The sequence below is a fragment of the Shewanella sp. NIFS-20-20 genome (assembly GCF_019209865.1).
GTDB lineage: Bacteria > Pseudomonadota > Gammaproteobacteria > Enterobacterales > Shewanellaceae > Shewanella.
This window is the reverse complement of record NZ_JAHUTT010000078.1, coordinates 1-15,597: the sequence shown is the minus strand read 5'-3', so window position 1 is coordinate 15,597 and position 15,597 is coordinate 1. Positions and strand designations below refer to the sequence as shown.

The window sequence follows — 15,597 nt, the reverse complement described above, 5'->3', positions numbered from 1 at the left end:
CTTGGTTATATTGCTTCCAGTTGCTGATTTTGTACTTTGCCTTACCCATCATCGTCACCCATCTCAAAGTTCTAATGATCTGATCGTGGTTCTGATGATTAGTTCAATGATTTAGGAAACAACGCCGGTTATAACGACACCGTATTCAAGCAATCTGAAGGTGGAGTTGATTTATTTGGTAACACCAACGCCGATATCGATAGAATCGTTGCTGGTCAAATCCGTGGTGCCGATGGTATTTGGTATTATTCGCCAAAAATCGCTGACCTAATTACCATCAACGCCACCTACTTAGTGGCTGATAATCAAAAAGAGACTCGTGACACTCAGTATGCATTAAGCGCTACTGTGGGTGATAAGAAGTTGAAAGCCCAAAACTACTATGTAGCTGCGGCTTATAACGATGGTATCAGTGGTATCGAAGCTTACCGCGTAGTCGGTCAAGTTAAACTGGCTGATTTCAAATTAGGTGGTCTGTTCCAGAACACTGAGAGCCAAAAGTTCTCAAACATGGAAGGTAACAGCTACTTCGTTAACATCGCCTATAACTTAAACGGTGTAAACTTAAAAGCTGAATATGCTAAAGATGAGTCAGGCTTAGGTAAGTACTTCTCTAATGCCGGTACCATTGGCGCGGATACCACCGATGTCAATGTTAGCAGCTACACTGTCGGTGCCGATTATCGTTTAAGCAAGTCAACCATGGTCTTTGGTCACTATGCTTACTACGACGGCGATTACAAACTGTCTGGTGTTAAAGTCGATCTGAAAGACGACAATGTGGTCACCGTCGGTCTGCGCTACGATTTCTAATCAGAGAGCTCTTCTCTTATCAAAGCGGCCTTTAGGTCGCTTTTTTTATTTTTCACTCAAATGAAAATTCCTCATTCTTGACTACACTGTTTCAGTGGCTCCACATCACACCGACAAATCAACACCATGGGGTCTGCACCTCGCTGCTGCAAGCCGCGAATAATCAATGCTCTGGAGGGAGTGAGAATGACACATTTGAACAAACTGTTATCCTTGTCGGCGATTTCCTTAGGGTTAATCTCGGCCAACGCTTGGGCGACAGGGCCAACAATATACGGTAGCCTAGAACTCGCGGTTGCTCATACCGACCAAGGCCGTGCGGTTAATCCTAACCCCAATGGTCGCGGTGTCGTGGTGGTGACAAATCCTGAAAGCGGTACCTTTTTAGAAAATAATTGGTCATATGTCGGTTTTAAAGGCTCCGAAAAGCTCAATGATGACTTTTCGGTGATCTACCAAATGGAAGTGTCGGTGCAAGATGGTGATATTGCCGGCGTAGAAGATCCGATTTCTAGCCGCAGCACTTTTTTAGGCTTTGATACCAGCTGGGGCACCTTAATGTTTGGCCGAGCCGACACCGCGTTTTATAACGCCGAAGGTAATACCGACATTTTTGATAATACCAATGCTTGGATGGCGCAATTAATGCCTGGCGAAGACAGACAAAGTAATAGTTTTAATTATGTATCCCCCAATTTCGGCTCGCAGCAATTTGCTCTCAGCGGCACAGTGCTGATGGAGGATAATAATTCAACCTCAGACTACCCTTTCTCGGTGGCAGCAACGTTAGGTGATATGGATCTTGAAAGCACCATCTACTTTGTCTCCGCCGCCTACAGCAAAGATATTGAGGATTTCAAAGGATATCGCGGCGCCGCTCAAGTGCGTTTTGGTGATTTAAAACTCGGGGGTATTTTTCAAAACGCTAAGCATGTGACCTTGCAAAATATCGATGGCAACATGTATTACGTTAATGCCCAATATAACCTCAACAAGCTCAACCTCCACAGCGTGAATATCAAGGCGATGTATGGTCAAGATCAAACTGGGCTAGGTGATTATTTTCAGGGAATTGTGGACTTAAACAGTGAGATAACGGATGTCAGAGTGCAGCAATTAACCTTAGGCGCCGATTATCATGCCTCGCAAGCGGCAATCTTCTATGCGTTTTGGGCCAATTACAAAACCGACTATAACCTCAAAACTGTGGCGCAAGATGTCGGCACCGAAAATGTCTACACCTTGGGCCTGAGGTATTATTTTTAATCCCTAGGTTAATGTGTTTTCCCCAAACTTTACATGAGCCGCCTAGCGGCTCTGTTATTTACGCGCCCCTGCGCGTCAGCAAATAGGCATTTTCAGTTAACCGCGGCACCTGCTTTTTTAAAAACTTGGGATTGTCAGCCAGTACATCGCAACTTTCTAATAATTCGATATCAAAATACGGACTCACAGACTGATGCAGCCAATCTTGACTCACCGCAAACGGCGGACCATCGAGCATGGCTTGCGGATAATCTAAAGTGATCAGTAAACCCTGGGTACCGGCGCTAACACTTTGGGCGAGTTGCATGGCATAGGCTTGGCGCATGTCACTGGGCATGGCAATCATGGCGGCGCGGTCATAAAACGCTACGCAACGGCGACTAAGTTCAAGGGGAAAAGTAAAGTAATCGCCTTGCCACAATTCGATTTGCTCACAACGAAACACCTGATGTTGGTCATGGCAAATGGCGCTGAAAGTTAATTGATTGTCGCTAAAAAACTCACGAACGGCGAGTTCACTCAGCTCGCAGCCAAGCACATGATAGCCTAACTCCGCCAGATAGAGCATATCGACACTCTTGCCGCACAAAGGCACCCATATTTGACCTTGGCCATCGAGTTGTAACCTCGGCCAATGACGCTGCAACAGCGGATTAACTTGGGTTTGATGAAAACCAATTTGACGATTGTGCCAACGCTCATGCCAGAAAGCAGCATCCATAAACTTATCTCCTCTAATTGCAGGCCACAATGTAGAAGATAAGCGCGCCTAAAGTAAAGGGATTATTCCGTGGCGGCCAGGACGCTTTGGACTTGCTGCAGCCATTGGCAGTTTTCACACTGACACTGGCGCCGAGATAAATGATAAGGCGATAAATTGGAGTCAATAAAATCGACCGCCATTAATAGCTGCTGGCGCAATTCACTAATGGATTTTTCCTCTAATGACACTAATTGGTCATTGTGATTCATCCATACGCACTCCATCCCTTGATGACAGAAGGTGCAGGCATCATCCACGGGATTATAAAAACCCGCATGTGGACATTGTCTTAGTTCCATCGATTGCACAATACGCTGACGCGCAAACTCGAATAAGGATACTAATTGTGCTTTGTTAGCTGCTGCCATAAGACCTCCTAGAGCGACGAGGGTGATTTCACTTAACGCGGCTCAGTTACATTTGCCATTTACTCAAAGTTTACGCAAACTGCTTACAAACTAAGCTTAACGAGACTGGGCACCGACGAGTTTGATTTATATCAATAGCGCCATCAATTATACCCTATCAAGGGATTGGCCCCTCGGTCGTAAACCGCTTGATTCATTCCATACTAATATTTAGCGCCAGCGAGACAAAGCACACCTTAGTATTTGCAGGTGGTGGATCACATTATTTTTATCGCCAGTATGATGGACACTTGCCGCGACGGCGGCAACAGGAGAAATTGGCTTGAGCACAGCACAAATCCAGCAGTTTTATATCTCTGAAGAGCAATCTATCTACTTGCTAAAGGCCAATGATGCCCGTAAACACAGGGCGTGGATCCGGCTGTGTAAGCAACAATTAACAGGGCTAGGTTACCAAGATATCAGCCTATTGGGTAAGGGCGCGTATGGATTTGTGTTCGCCGGGACAAGCCCGCAAGGGCAACCGCAGGTGTTTAAGTTTTCACGGATCACCCTCCCCCAGCACATTCAGGATCGCTTAGAAGAAGAAGCCTACATGCTTGGCCGGCTCGATCACCCCAATATTCCGCCATTTATTAGCTTCGATCGCCCCAGTCGCCAAGGGATCTTAGTGATGGCCCGAGCGCATGGGGAAGATCTTCAGCTTTATAGCCGCCGCCATGGGCCATTAGCGGCGCCAGTCATTTTGGACATTGCTCGGCAGTTAGCGCAGATCTTAGATTACTTACAGCAATGCGCCATAGTGCACGGCGATATTAAACCCTCAAACCTTGTTTATGATCCCGCCTCAGGTCGATTATCACTCATTGATTGGGGATCGGCCGTATTTGCCCAACAAGATCGCCATGGCCACAGCCTGATCCAAGATGCGATGGGATCGCTCAGCCAAGATCTGCAACATACCAATGCCCGTATGGGCGATGTGTATTTTATTGGTGATGATCAGCTAAATGGAGCGCAATCGAGCGCCCGCTTTGATGAACAGGGAATTGCCGGCACCTTATATGCTCTCGCCTCTGGCCAAGCCAGTCGCTTTGGCAGTCGAGTCATCACGCCAATGAGCCTTGGCTTACCTAAGGAGCTAGCCCTAACCTTAGCGGCCATGCTGAGTCAGGACAGCCGTGAGCGCCAACGGGGCGGCGATCATTTTATCAAAAGCATGCAGCATGCCCATCTGCTATTTTTACCCGCGTTAGCCCCTGCCACTATCACGCCCCAGATCCCTATCTGGCTCCAGCCCAAGTTTAAAGATATAGAAACGGTGAGCTATAGCTCGAGGCAATCGTTTTTAAAGGAACATAACCCGCAACTGCCCACGACTCCCGAGGCAATGGTGCCAGAATATTATCGCAACTTTATGGTGGGCATGGGGGATACCGAAAAAGCCTTTATCGCCAGTGTCGGCCAATTGGGTCACTATCCGCTAGTAGGAGGGCTGGCCATTCACTGGCAAGAACAAGGCGTCTATATTGACTCTAACTTGGGATTATACGACGCCAGTTTACGGCCAGCATTAGCCGTGGTGGTCAATAACTTGGTGAGTCTTGCGCAAGGCATTAATCGCATCGGGACGTTTAAAGCGTGTTTCTTCAATGCCAAAGATACCTTGCATATTGAAAGCAATGAACACCACCAATTCATTGCCAGCCAAGATCAGCAACTGCCTTTTGAGGTCAGTGATGCCCCGAGCCTCGAAGATAAATCTCGCTTACATTCTTATTTTGAAGATGGCCGCGATCCCGATGAGAGTTTGGAGTTACCCAGTGAAATTATGACCGAACTTGGTTACCTCAACCAAATTCATCACACCGGTTGCATTATCTTTGAAGTATTAGACAACCACATGAAAATCCACAGCTATTTTCGATTGCTCAACCCCAGAAAACAGGCCAGTTTTCGTGCCTGTTTAGACAGGATCTTACGTCATGTCAGTAAGATCCGCGGTAATGGCGTCTCCGGATTTATGAAATTGCCCTATAAAAACACCCGGCGCTTTGATCATCAACAGCAACGGCCGCCGCATTTTTACCCGCGCAACCCCAAGGATCATTTATCCGGCGAGGATGGTTGATCGGGCTGCTGCGTTTGATCGATCACTAACCGCGGGCGGTTAGCATCCTCTTTGCGTTCAAATTCGCCTTCAAAGAAATCCCCGTTAGCCGATTGCGATCCAAAACCATGATGGAATTGATTCGCACCAAACTGGGAAGTAAATTGCCCCTGCATCCGTGTTGAAACACGACTCGCGAGCCATTGACGCGTCCAAGGCAATAGCAAGATAAAACCGATGGCATCGGTAATAAAGCCTGGGATCACTAACAAGATCCCCGCCATCACCAACAAGATGGCCCCCACAATTTCCTGCGTCGGCGCTTCGCCTCGAGCCATTTTTTGTTGTGCTTGGGTCAGGGTCGTCAGCCCTTGGCGTTTGACTAACGTCACGCCAATCACCGCGGTTAAGATCACCAAAGCCACCGTATTTAAACTACCCACCTGCTCCCCCACTTGGATCATCACAGACAATTCCACCATAGGGATAACAATAAAAAGCAACAATAAGGGTAAACGCATGAGCACCTCATTCTTTGACGACGTTGCCATCACCAAAGATAAATAAAAATAAATTAACTATTGTTTAAAACTTAATGGGGTTTTTCTTGTCTGTTTTCAAGAGAAGCCACACGAGACATTCACTCGACAAGTTATCTGGTTCACTGTTTTTAGTAACAAAGGTGCAGATGTGCACTAAAACACGTAAAGTGTGCCAGCGAAATACTATCGACGACATGACCTTAATGGATCTGGCTTAAGCCAGATTTAATCGCCGCGAATAATGGAATACTTTGCCATGAGTACGCCCGAGCTTGATGACTATTTATTGGTGCTAACCACTTGTCCTGACAAGGAAACAGCCCAGCGTATTGCCCACTCTTTGGTGGATTCAAAATTAGCGGCCTGCGCGCAAATTGGCCAAGCCATAGAATCCGTTTACTCATGGCAAGGGCAAACGCATTGCGATCAAGAGTTCCCGCTGCAACTAAAATGTACCAAAGGTCATTATTTGCAGTTACAACATAATTTGTTACAACTTCATCCCTATGAAGTGCCACAAATTATCGCTATACCCCTGTCCTATGGATTACCCGCCTATTTCAATTGGATAAAAGAAAATAGCCCATCATGAAAAAATTGCTAGCTGCACTCGTTACCTTTGCCTTACTACTCTCGCCACTCACACAGGCTGACAGTATTTTCGCCAATAAAAGTTTTGGCTTTTTAAGCCAAGAACCTGAGTTGATGCCCGTTGATCAAGCCTTTGTGTTTGACTTTAAACAACAAGGCAATCAAGTTGCTATTAGTTGGGTGATTGCCGATGGCTATTATCTTTATAAAGATAAACTCAAATTCAGTAGCGAAAACGCTGAGTTAGGTGAAATCCAATTGCCACAAGGGGTGATGCACCACGATGATTATTTTGGTGAACAAGAAGTGTATACCCTGTTCGTCGATATCCCAATCGCATTAAAACAGGCCGGCAAAGACGCGCAATTAACCGTGACCTTTATGGGCTGTGCCGAAGGCAAATTGTGCTTCCCGCCAACCAAACAACATGTGCCGTTGACCGAAGTCGCCAGCAATGACGGCCGCTTACCCGAAAGCCAAGTCGCACCCGCCCCAACTAGCCCAGCGGCGCAAAGTGAAGGGTTTTTAAGTACCAGTGATTACGTCAGCGAACAAGATGGCTTAAGTCAGCTACTCAGTGATGGCAACCTCGGCTGGACCTTGTTGATCTTTTTTGGTCTCGGTATCGGCCTCGCCCTGACGCCATGTGTATTCCCTATGTATCCCATCTTGTCGGGCATTATTGTCGGCCAGAAACAAAAGCTATCGACCGCTAAGGCCTTCACCTTGTCGATGGCCTATGTCCAAGGCATGGCGATTACCTACTCTCTCTTAGGGCTAGTGGTTGCATCGGCCGGACTCAAATATCAGGCGGCACTTCAACACCCAGCGGTATTGATCTTCCTCGCGATTATGTTTGCCGTGCTCAGTTTATCCATGTTTGGCGTTTACGAGCTCAAGTTGCCTAGCCGCTGGCAAGACAAGATGAATACTGCCGCCAATAATCAACAAGGTGGCAAGCTCGCTGGCGTCTTTATGATGGGAGTGATTTCTGGTTTAGTCGCCTCACCATGCACCACAGCGCCCTTGTCTGGCGCATTAATCTATGTGGCGCAAACTGGCGATCTCTTACAAGGGTTTTTAGCCTTGTACGTCTTGAGTATGGGCATGGGATTACCCTTGCTGATCATCGGCACGTCTGGGGGTAAATTACTGCCTAAAGCCGGCCAATGGATGGATGTCATTAAAACCGTGTTCGGCTTCCTGTTAATTGCGGTGTCGATTGTGATGCTCAGCCGAATCTGGCCCGGTGTCTTTACCGACATCATGTGGTCACTGTGGGGGATCAGCTTAATTGGTTACTTGATGCATCAAAATAAGCTGACTGAGTTCAACTGGAAACAGACAGTTCGTTCCGTGTTATTAACCTTATCCTTGCTCGGCAGCTTCTCTTACGGCTTCCAAGCCGTGATGATGTCACTGGGCTATAGCAGCCCGGTGACGGCCTCAAACGCCAATCAACAGCAAGGCTTTATCATGTTTAAGACCTTGGACGATCTGAATCAAGAGTTAGCCACGGCCAAAGCCGCCGGCCAGCCAGTATTAATCGACTTTTATGCCGATTGGTGTGTGGCCTGTAAGGAATTTGAAAATATCACCTTTAAGGATCAACAGGTGCAGCAGCGTTTTGCCAACATGCGCTTACTCAAAGCGGATGTCACCAAGATGGACAGCGATGATGAAGCCCTGCTCAACCATTATGATATCAAAGGCTTACCTACCTTGTTGCTGTATAACGCTCTGGGTCAACTCGATACCGGACTCACAGTGACTGGCTTTATGGGCCCCGAGGCTTTTGCCCAACAACTCGACAAAGTCAGCCAAACGAATTAATAAATACATGCCCCAGTTAAAAGCCCTCTTTTTTGAGGGCTTTTTATTCGCTTATTCATGACAAAAATCACGATAACCCCTTACAATAGAGTCAGATTACTTGGACGTTAGTAGGAAAAATGGAACCAGCAATACTCGTTATAACTCTCGGCTGCGGCTTATTAGTCAATCGGCTCGGTCTACCGCCGCTCATTGGCTATTTAATCGCCGGTTTTGCTCTCTATCTATTTGGCATTAATGAAGCTAGCTTACCTTTACTGGAAGAGCTCGCTAACTTAGGCGTGACCTTATTGTTATTTGCCATTGGCTTAAAACTCGATATCAAGAGTTTGTTTAAAGCCGAAGTGTGGGCGGGAGCCAGTATTCACCTGATAGGTTCGATGCTATTTTTTATCCCACTGCTCAAATTACTCGGACTGGTAGGCCTCAGCCAACTCACCGACTTAAGTATTGAACAATTAAGCCTGCTAGCCTTTGCCCTCGGTTTTTCAAGCACTGTGTTTGCGGTCAAAGTGCTGGAAGACAAAGGTGACATGCAATCCTTATACGGCCGGGTTGCCATTGGTATCTTGATTATGCAAGATATTTTCGCGGTCGCCTTCTTAACCATATCCAAGGGCGAAATCCCCAGTATTTGGGCTTTGGGCTTATTATTGTTACCCCTCGCCAAGCCCCTGATTTACCGTGCCCTCGACAAGGCCGGTCATGGTGAACTCTTGGTGCTCTTCGGTCTGGTGATGGCCTTAGTGGTCGGTGCATGGTTATTTGAAGCCGTGGGACTGAAGCCGGATCTGGGCGCCCTAATTGTCGGCCTATTACTCGCCGGCCACGCCAAGTCATCAGAACTGGCTAAGTCATTATTTTATTTTAAAGAACTATTCCTAGTTGCCTTCTTCTTAACCATTGGTCTCAACGGATTACCTAGCCTCGAAGACGTCGCTTTAGCGATGATTTTAGTGGCGTGTATTCCGCTTAAAATCGCCTTCTTCTGCTATTTGTTGACCCTGTTTAAGTTACGTTCACGTACCGCAGTACTGACTTCATTTAACCTAGGTAATTACAGTGAATTTGGTCTGATTGTTGCGGCAGTGGCCACCAGCAAAGGCTGGCTGCCTTCTCAGTGGCTGATTATTATTGCCGTCGCGCTAAGCCTTAGCTTTTTGTTTGCAGCACCGCTAAATAACTTAGTCAGCGCCTTCTATCAAAAATATCAAGGCAGGCTAAAACGCTTAGAGCACCATCCACTTCACCCTGAAGACCGCCCTATCAGCATAGGTAAGGCCCAATTCTTAGTCTTTGGTATGGGCCGGATTGGTAGTGGCGCCTATGATGAACTGCAAGCCATCTATGGCGGCGGCGTGGTTGGGATTGAACATAAAACCGAACTGGTTGATTACCACAAGAGTGTCGGGCGCAACGTGGTGCATGGCGATGCCGCCGATACCGACTTTTGGGATAAGCTGGAACGGGGCTCCGGGGTAGAGTTAGTGCTATTAGCCATGCCCTATCACGGTGGTAACCTGTTTGCGATTGAACAGCTTAAGCAACGTAATTACACTGGCAAGATCAGCGCTATTGTGCAATACAGTGAAGATGCCGATTCCTTGAAAGCTGCCGGGGTTGATAGTATTTATAACCTCTACGAAGCCGCTGGAGCCGGTTTTGTCGATCACGTTATTCGTGAGCTAGAGTATTTCAAGTCCTGTGATGGCGCCACAGAAAAAACCTAGCTCGCCAAAGTATCGATATAAAAAAAGCTGGCTAAGCCAGCTTTTTTTATATCAATTAATCGTCAAAATCATCAGACCAATCGTCATCAAAATCGTCACCTAGGTCTTCAATTTCAGCCTCAGGCTCAGCTTGCGGTTTCGCTTTGCGCGCAGGTGCGACTTGCGCATTGGCTTCGAGCTCTTCAAGGTTGCGATGCTTTTGCATAAAGACGTCACGAGCAGCTTTCCAAGCAGCTCCAAACTCATCTTGAGCCGCGGCAAGTGCAGCACCGTCTAAGTCATGTAAATTGACCTTAACAATGTCCTCGACATACTCAATGATCGCATTGCGCTGCGTATTAAATAAATAAATACGTCCAGGAGAGGCATCGGGTAGCTGATTATCGTGTACGACTACCGAGGTACCTCTCGCAGTACGTAGCTCGCCAAACCAAACCTGTTTTTTTGCGGTGTTGTACATATATGCTAATACCCTTAAATCAACACATACTTTGGATTTGTCCATTAGATAGCGCTGTCGCTACTGGCTGTCAAGTGTCTTGTGCAGCTGGACCCGTTCAGAGGCGCTATTCTTGCAGAATATGAAACAGAATCAATCCTGAAGACCTCAAAAATTTATCTTTAATTTAGTGAAATATCGCGTCAGAGCACATTTTCCACTTCTCTTTGCAATTTAGCTGAAAAAACCGACCGGGAAAATATTAATTTAAATTTTCTATCAGAACAGCGTGACCACACTCATCCTCTTGGTCATGAGTCACCCTCAGCGCCAACTTACCGCAAAATTGCCGCGATTCAAATAATTGGTGGGCTAAGGGTGCATCCTTCAAGTCAAATATCTGGTCTATCGGCAAAGTTAACTGCCTATCGGCAAACTTCGGCCAGACATGAGCCAAAAGTTGCTGAGCAATGTCGGCTTTGGCCGCCTCAGATTGTGGTCGCAACGTCGATGCCACCCAGCTTAAGCGCCGACGCATTAGCTGAAAAATATCGACCGTCACTTGCCGACCCGTTTGGCAAGCAATTGAGGCTAGCCGGCCATCATACGCCATGCAATCAAACGCCGCAGGTAGCCAATCACCACCGAGCTGATCAAGTACCACATCAACCCCGCGCTCTTGGGTCAAGCGCAACACCTGCTGACTCAGGGTCGCGGAACTGGCACAAAAAACCTCATCGGCACCTAACTCTTGGCAATACTGACGCTTCTCTTCAGTGCTCACTAACGCCAACACCTTAACATCAAAGGCTTTAGCCAAACGTATCGCGGCGCTGCCAATGCCCCCGGATGCCCCTAAGATGAGCAAGGTTTCACCGGCCTTTAGCCCAGCGCGCATAAACACATTGCCCCACACAGTAAAAAAGGTTTCCGGTAGCACGGCAGCATCGACTAAACTCACGCCAGTAGGCACGGGCAAACAATGACGGGCATTGACGCTAACATACTCACTATAACCGCCACCAGGCACTAAAGCGCACACCCTATCACCCAGTTGCCACTGACGGACATCAGCGCCCATGGCCACGATATATCCCGCCACCTCCAACCCCAAAATCGGACTAGCATCACTCGGGGCAGGATAGTGCCCTTTGCGCTGAGCGATATCAGGGCCATTCACTCCGGCCACAGCGACCTTAATTAACACTTGGGTGGCTCGCGGGGTTGGCACCTCACCCTGCGCCAAGGACATCATCTCGCTGCCACCGACTCCGTGACATGCTATGTAATTCATCATCTGTGACCTGCTTTAAAAAACGCCTTAATACTTAGGCTATTAGTATCATGTGCTGGCATTATTTCAAGCATAAAAAAACCGCCGAAATTCGGCGGTTGTCCAGACTCATCCCCAACATTATTTACGCAGCAAAAACCGGACTAACGGTCCTTGTTGCGTCAGAGCGAGCACTTGATAGCCATGATTTTTAGCATCAAGGGGAATATTATTAATGGACTGTAAGCAGTCAGTCACGACTTCCAACACTTGGCCTACCGCCAGTTGCGACATGGCTTCCAGTGTAGCCACCGCGGGGTAAGGGCAAGGTTCACCCATGATTTCTAATTGAAAATCTACCTCGGGTAATGCGGATTGTTGCATTGTATTGACCTCTATTTTCGATGACGGTTGCAAAGTTCCGCCACACTCAACGAGCAAGGCTACGGCTAGAGCGCGCCTGCTGAAAAAAACGACGTTGCCATAACAGGATGAATCCCAGAGCTAACGCCAACAAACCATAGGTGAGCACCACACCGCCCCACGGTCCCAATTCATTCAATAAATTCAATTTTGGCCAACGGGTCGCCAACGGCGTCGCCAGATCATCCCAGCACCAAGCCAATAAGATAGAGCCGATGATATTGCCTATGCCCACGTACCAAAAGTGCACCTGCCCTTCCATCGCGCGGTACATCCAGCCGGTTTCGCAGCCGCCAGCTAACACGATCCCAAAGCCAAACAGCAAACCGCCGATCACCGCGTTTGGGCCGGCCCACATAATTTTTTGGGCGGCCCCTTGCTCGATAAAGGCAAACACACCGATGGCACTGACTGCCATTCCAAGAATAATGGCCTTAGCCATCTGGGTACGGCCAGTGATCCACATATCGCGAAAAGCCGAAGTAAAACAAATCTGCGCTCGTTCAATCAGTAGGCCAAAGCCGACACCAAACAGCAAGGCAATGCCGAGTTTAGGGGCTTGCCACAGGCTGATCAGTCCCCAAGCAACTAAAGCGGTGAACACTAACAGCCCCAACCGGAACTGACGCAAACCCGAACTCACCGCCGCTGGCTTGATCGCTTGACTGCCCGCAGTCAGCTTTAATGGCACGCGCAGCATCGGCAACAAACAAAACTTGGCGCCCACATAGGATCCTGCGGCCGTGGCAATGGCAAATAACCAAGCATGCACACTAAACTGCGGGATACCGGTGAAAAAAGCCGCCAGATTACACCCCATGGCTAACCGGGCGCCAAAGCCAGCAATCACGCCACCGATCAGCGCTTGCGCAATTCGACGCTTGTGCTGGGGAAAGCGTAACTTAACATTGTTCGCCCATAATGCTGCGGCCAGTGCCCCACCAAACATCCCGATAAGTAACATACCGCCGACACGATCCAGCGGCGTCCCCTTGAGCCCGATAATCTGGAAATACTGCCATTGGCTGGCATCAATACCGACCCCTTGTAGCAAGTGGCCGCCCCAACGAGTGAACTCGCCAGTCACCGCCCACAAGCTGCCTGTTAATCCAAAAAAATACGTGGCCATGACCCCCGCGGCAATCACTGCCGGAATGGGTGACCAAAACTTAATTAAATAAGCTTGCTTAAATGCCTGCCAGCTCATCTTGACTCCCCATGCGTTATTGAGCGCGCATCATACGCGAAAAATGTTGAATCGCTTTGCTGGAGATCGCGTTTATAAAACATAATTCATCAAGCTCGGAGCGGCTGCGGGAGCACTAACAAGCTAAGTGTTTGATTTAATTTTAAGCAAGCACAGGACTGGCGCGTTAGCATCGCAATCGCCAGATGGCGCCACCGCCCGCAGCTTGAGCACAAGTCGCTAGCCGTGGAGACCACAAATGTTAAGATAAGGCGCTGTGGTATGGGCATCCGCCCCGTGCACACGATTAACGAGGTTAAGATGAAAACCACTCTCACCCGCGGCTTAATGAATGTTCTGCCGATGGCCTTAAGCTTATGGTTATTTTGGTCGCTGTTTGAATCCCTCGATGCACTAGGCGGGCTGCTCCTCTCCTTGCTTGGGATAATGCATCCTTGGGTCGGTAGCGGATTTATGCTGGTGATCGCCCTAGTGTTTATCGCGGGCTTATTATTTTCAGTGAGTCCTTTCGCCTGGGGCTGGCAAAAGGTCGAAAGCGCCTTAATGCGCTTCCCTTTATTCAAGTCGGTTTATGGCAGTATTCGCGATATTGCTTCATTGATGAACCGCGACGGTCAACCGAGCCACCAACAAGTGGTGTTAGTCAAACAAGCCAACGGAGGCTATGTGGTGGGATTTATTATGACCCATACCGTGCCCGCGCCAGTGGCAGCGGCGCTAGGAGATGATGATTGGGTGCCGGTACTGTTTCAATTATCTTATCAAATGGCCGGTGTCACCAGCCTTGTGCGCCGCGCCGACCTGATCCCCGTCGACTGGCCCTTTGAAGATGCCATGCGTTTTAACCTGACCGCCGGGTTATCAAAAACCTGACACAATATCGCAAGCGGTCAAGCACCAGCAGCATGAAAAAACTGAGACTGATATAAGGGAGCCTCTCAACCCCCTAGCCACTCGATTAACTGTATTGTATTTGGTTACGACCACAGGTTTTGGCGTGATATAAGGCTTTATCCGCACGTGCCATCATGCTGCTGACCGTGTCCAGAGCGACTAACTGAGTCACGCCTAAACTGATGGTCATATTCACCCGCTCATTAGCGGCGTGTACCTCTTGAGTTGCAATGGCGTGACGAATACGCTCGGCCACCGCGAGCGCCTCTTCTAAGCGAGTTCGAGTCAATAAGATGGCAAACTCTTCGCCGCCAATTCGGGCGGCAACATCGCCATCGCGCAGTTGCAATCCAATGCCATGAGCGACCTGTTTAATCACCAGATCGCCGACTGGATGGCCAAAATTGTCATTGATCCGTTTAAAATGATCAATATCAACCAACACCAAGGCGCTAAAGCGCTCTTTGTCACCAAGTCGCAGCAGTTGCTGGCCTAAACACGCTAACATATAGCGGCGATTAAACAGCCCAGTCAGTCCATCGGTTTCACTTAACTTGCGAAGTTTAATCTCTAACTGATAGCGCTCGGTGATATTGCGTGTTAACCATAACACTGCGGGACGGCCGTTGAATAAACTGTTCAAAGGCATGACTTTACCTTCGAAATGCAACATCCCGTGCGGCCCTTGTGGCGCGACGCCCTCCACCTCTTGCACATCCAAATCATACTCGACCACTTGCACTCGCCGCTCAGTTAATGCCAGTTGTATTTGTCGGGTGAACCATGCGGCTTTAGGGGCCGGTAATACCGCGTTTAACGACTTCCCCACCAAGGAGCAGCCATCGTGATAGGCATCATGATCAACCCCACCCAAATAGGCCAGATAAGTGCCATCAATACTTAGAATAAACGCCGGATCAGGCAGTAGCGATACCACCTCACGCAATTGCTCAACCGATAACTTATCCATGTCAGCACCTCAGTTCAATTATTGACCTAATTTACGCTATCTTTAGGATAAATGCATCAAAAGTAACTAATAATCAATTAGATAATCACAGTTTGCTAATACACTTATCCGTAAATACCCCTTGAGCACGTGCTGGCCTGCCTGTCCGGTGCAAGCCAGCACGGAGGATAAGATAAACCCTCGCTGTCGCCAGCCTTCAAGGATTTAAGTGCCAGTGTCAGCAACAAAAAAACCAGCCGTAAGGCTATTGCCGTTCACTTAGTGTGAACGGCATTTTTCTTAGACTTAATGGGATACTTGTTTTTACTCATTTTTAACGCACGTGGATAGGCCCTATCCCGTTTCCCATCAAGCTTGAACTGTCTCGCATTACGC

The 15,597-nt window shown here is 48.2% G+C and carries 14 protein-coding genes and 1 pseudogene; 7 read left to right on the top strand and 8 right to left on the bottom strand.

The window, feature by feature from the left end; all coding sequences use genetic code 11:
- Window positions 1-126 precede the first annotated feature (126 nt).
- A pseudogene (locus tag KU855_RS17375) lies at window positions 127-813 on the top strand (porin); the annotation flags it as partial.
- A gap of 186 nt (window positions 814-999) precedes the next feature.
- Window positions 1,000-2,079 carry a porin gene (locus KU855_RS17370; RefSeq protein ID WP_218532140.1) on the top strand — a complete coding sequence of 360 codons (1,080 nt, stop codon included), beginning with the start codon at window positions 1,000-1,002 and terminating at the stop codon, window positions 2,077-2,079.
- A gap of 58 nt (window positions 2,080-2,137) precedes the next feature.
- Here KU855_RS17370 and KU855_RS17365 read toward each other — a convergent pair whose 3' ends face one another.
- Window positions 2,138-2,800: a thiopurine S-methyltransferase gene (locus KU855_RS17365; protein ID WP_218532138.1), complete on the bottom strand. Its 663-nt coding sequence runs from the start codon at window positions 2,798-2,800 to the stop codon at window positions 2,138-2,140.
- 62 nt (window positions 2,801-2,862) lie between these two features.
- Window positions 2,863-3,210 carry a hypothetical protein gene (locus tag KU855_RS17360; RefSeq protein WP_218532136.1) on the bottom strand — a complete coding sequence of 116 codons (348 nt, stop codon included), beginning with the start codon at window positions 3,208-3,210 and terminating at the stop codon, window positions 2,863-2,865.
- Window positions 3,211-3,532: 322 nt separating this feature from the next.
- Between KU855_RS17360 and KU855_RS17355 the strand changes: the two genes are divergently transcribed.
- Window positions 3,533-5,341, top strand: a complete 1,809-nt coding sequence (locus KU855_RS17355; RefSeq protein ID WP_218532134.1) for a protein kinase — start codon at window positions 3,533-3,535, stop codon at window positions 5,339-5,341.
- Here the strand turns inward: KU855_RS17355 and KU855_RS17350 are convergent.
- Complete coding sequence (locus tag KU855_RS17350) at window positions 5,317-5,841, bottom strand: FxsA family protein (RefSeq protein ID WP_218532123.1); 525 nt, start codon at window positions 5,839-5,841, stop codon at window positions 5,317-5,319. The genes KU855_RS17355 and KU855_RS17350 overlap by 25 nt on opposite strands.
- 277 nt (window positions 5,842-6,118) lie before the next feature.
- On the opposite strand from KU855_RS17350, the gene cutA reads away from it, so the two are divergent.
- From cutA to KU855_RS17335, 3 genes are all read left to right on the top strand, one after another.
- A complete protein-coding gene (gene cutA / locus KU855_RS17345) occupies window positions 6,119-6,454 on the top strand; it encodes a divalent-cation tolerance protein CutA (protein WP_218532121.1) in 336 nt (111 codons plus the stop codon).
- Window positions 6,451-8,286 carry a protein-disulfide reductase DsbD gene (locus KU855_RS17340; RefSeq protein WP_218532119.1) on the top strand — a complete coding sequence of 612 codons (1,836 nt, stop codon included), beginning with the start codon at window positions 6,451-6,453 and terminating at the stop codon, window positions 8,284-8,286. The genes cutA and KU855_RS17340 overlap by 4 nt, the downstream gene beginning before the upstream one ends.
- Window positions 8,287-8,405: 119 nt before the next feature.
- Window positions 8,406-10,016 (top strand): cation:proton antiporter family protein, encoded by a 1,611-nt coding sequence (locus KU855_RS17335; protein ID WP_218532117.1) that lies wholly within the window; start codon window positions 8,406-8,408, stop codon window positions 10,014-10,016.
- Window positions 10,017-10,071: 55 nt separating this feature from the next.
- On the opposite strand, the gene KU855_RS17330 is transcribed toward KU855_RS17335, so the two are convergent.
- The 4 genes from KU855_RS17330 to yedE form a co-directional block, all read right to left on the bottom strand.
- Window positions 10,072-10,476: a hypothetical protein gene (locus KU855_RS17330; RefSeq protein ID WP_218532114.1), complete on the bottom strand. Its 405-nt coding sequence runs from the start codon at window positions 10,474-10,476 to the stop codon at window positions 10,072-10,074.
- 241 nt (window positions 10,477-10,717) lie between these two features.
- Window positions 10,718-11,752, bottom strand: coding sequence for an NAD(P)H-quinone oxidoreductase (locus tag KU855_RS17325; RefSeq protein WP_218532112.1), 1,035 nt, complete (start codon window positions 11,750-11,752; stop codon window positions 10,718-10,720).
- Between the two features lie 117 nt (window positions 11,753-11,869).
- The gene (gene yedF, locus KU855_RS17320; protein WP_218532106.1) at window positions 11,870-12,112 is read right to left on the bottom strand and encodes a sulfurtransferase-like selenium metabolism protein YedF; all 243 of its coding nucleotides are present in this window, start codon (window positions 12,110-12,112) and stop codon (window positions 11,870-11,872) included.
- 46 nt (window positions 12,113-12,158) lie between these two features.
- On the bottom strand, window positions 12,159-13,358 hold the full coding sequence (yedE, locus tag KU855_RS17315; protein WP_218532104.1) for a selenium metabolism membrane protein YedE/FdhT: 1,200 nt from the start codon (window positions 13,356-13,358) through the stop codon (window positions 12,159-12,161).
- 300 nt (window positions 13,359-13,658) lie between these two features.
- On the opposite strand from yedE, the gene KU855_RS17310 reads away from it, so the two are divergent.
- Window positions 13,659-14,231, top strand: a complete 573-nt coding sequence (locus KU855_RS17310; RefSeq protein ID WP_218532094.1) for a DUF502 domain-containing protein — start codon at window positions 13,659-13,661, stop codon at window positions 14,229-14,231.
- A gap of 85 nt (window positions 14,232-14,316) precedes the next feature.
- Here KU855_RS17310 and KU855_RS17305 read toward each other — a convergent pair whose 3' ends face one another.
- Window positions 14,317-15,222: a sensor domain-containing diguanylate cyclase gene (locus KU855_RS17305; RefSeq protein ID WP_218532093.1), complete on the bottom strand. Its 906-nt coding sequence runs from the start codon at window positions 15,220-15,222 to the stop codon at window positions 14,317-14,319.
- Between the last annotated feature and the right edge of the window lie 375 nt (window positions 15,223-15,597).

Excerpts from the sequence above, each read along its gene's own strand:
- cutA (WP_218532121.1), top strand. The coding sequence starts at position 6,119 with ATGAGTACGCCCGAGCTTGATGACTATTTATTGGTGCTAACCACTTGT.
- KU855_RS17335 (WP_218532117.1), top strand. The coding sequence starts at position 8,406 with ATGGAACCAGCAATACTCGTTATAACTCTCGGCTGCGGCTTATTAGTC.
- KU855_RS17370 (WP_218532140.1), top strand. The coding sequence starts at position 1,000 with ATGACACATTTGAACAAACTGTTATCCTTGTCGGCGATTTCCTTAGGG.
- KU855_RS17365 (WP_218532138.1), bottom strand. The coding sequence starts at position 2,800 with ATGGATGCTGCTTTCTGGCATGAGCGTTGGCACAATCGTCAAATTGGT.
- KU855_RS17325 (WP_218532112.1), bottom strand. The coding sequence starts at position 11,752 with ATGATGAATTACATAGCATGTCACGGAGTCGGTGGCAGCGAGATGATG.
- KU855_RS17360 (WP_218532136.1), bottom strand. The coding sequence starts at position 3,210 with ATGGCAGCAGCTAACAAAGCACAATTAGTATCCTTATTCGAGTTTGCG.
- KU855_RS17330 (WP_218532114.1), bottom strand. The coding sequence starts at position 10,476 with ATGTACAACACCGCAAAAAAACAGGTTTGGTTTGGCGAGCTACGTACT.
- yedF (WP_218532106.1), bottom strand. The coding sequence starts at position 12,112 with ATGCAACAATCCGCATTACCCGAGGTAGATTTTCAATTAGAAATCATG.
- KU855_RS17340 (WP_218532119.1), top strand. The coding sequence starts at position 6,451 with ATGAAAAAATTGCTAGCTGCACTCGTTACCTTTGCCTTACTACTCTCG.
- KU855_RS17350 (WP_218532123.1), bottom strand. The coding sequence starts at position 5,841 with ATGCGTTTACCCTTATTGTTGCTTTTTATTGTTATCCCTATGGTGGAA.
- KU855_RS17305 (WP_218532093.1), bottom strand. The coding sequence starts at position 15,222 with ATGGATAAGTTATCGGTTGAGCAATTGCGTGAGGTGGTATCGCTACTG.
- yedE (WP_218532104.1), bottom strand. The coding sequence starts at position 13,358 with ATGAGCTGGCAGGCATTTAAGCAAGCTTATTTAATTAAGTTTTGGTCA.
- KU855_RS17310 (WP_218532094.1), top strand. The coding sequence starts at position 13,659 with ATGAAAACCACTCTCACCCGCGGCTTAATGAATGTTCTGCCGATGGCC.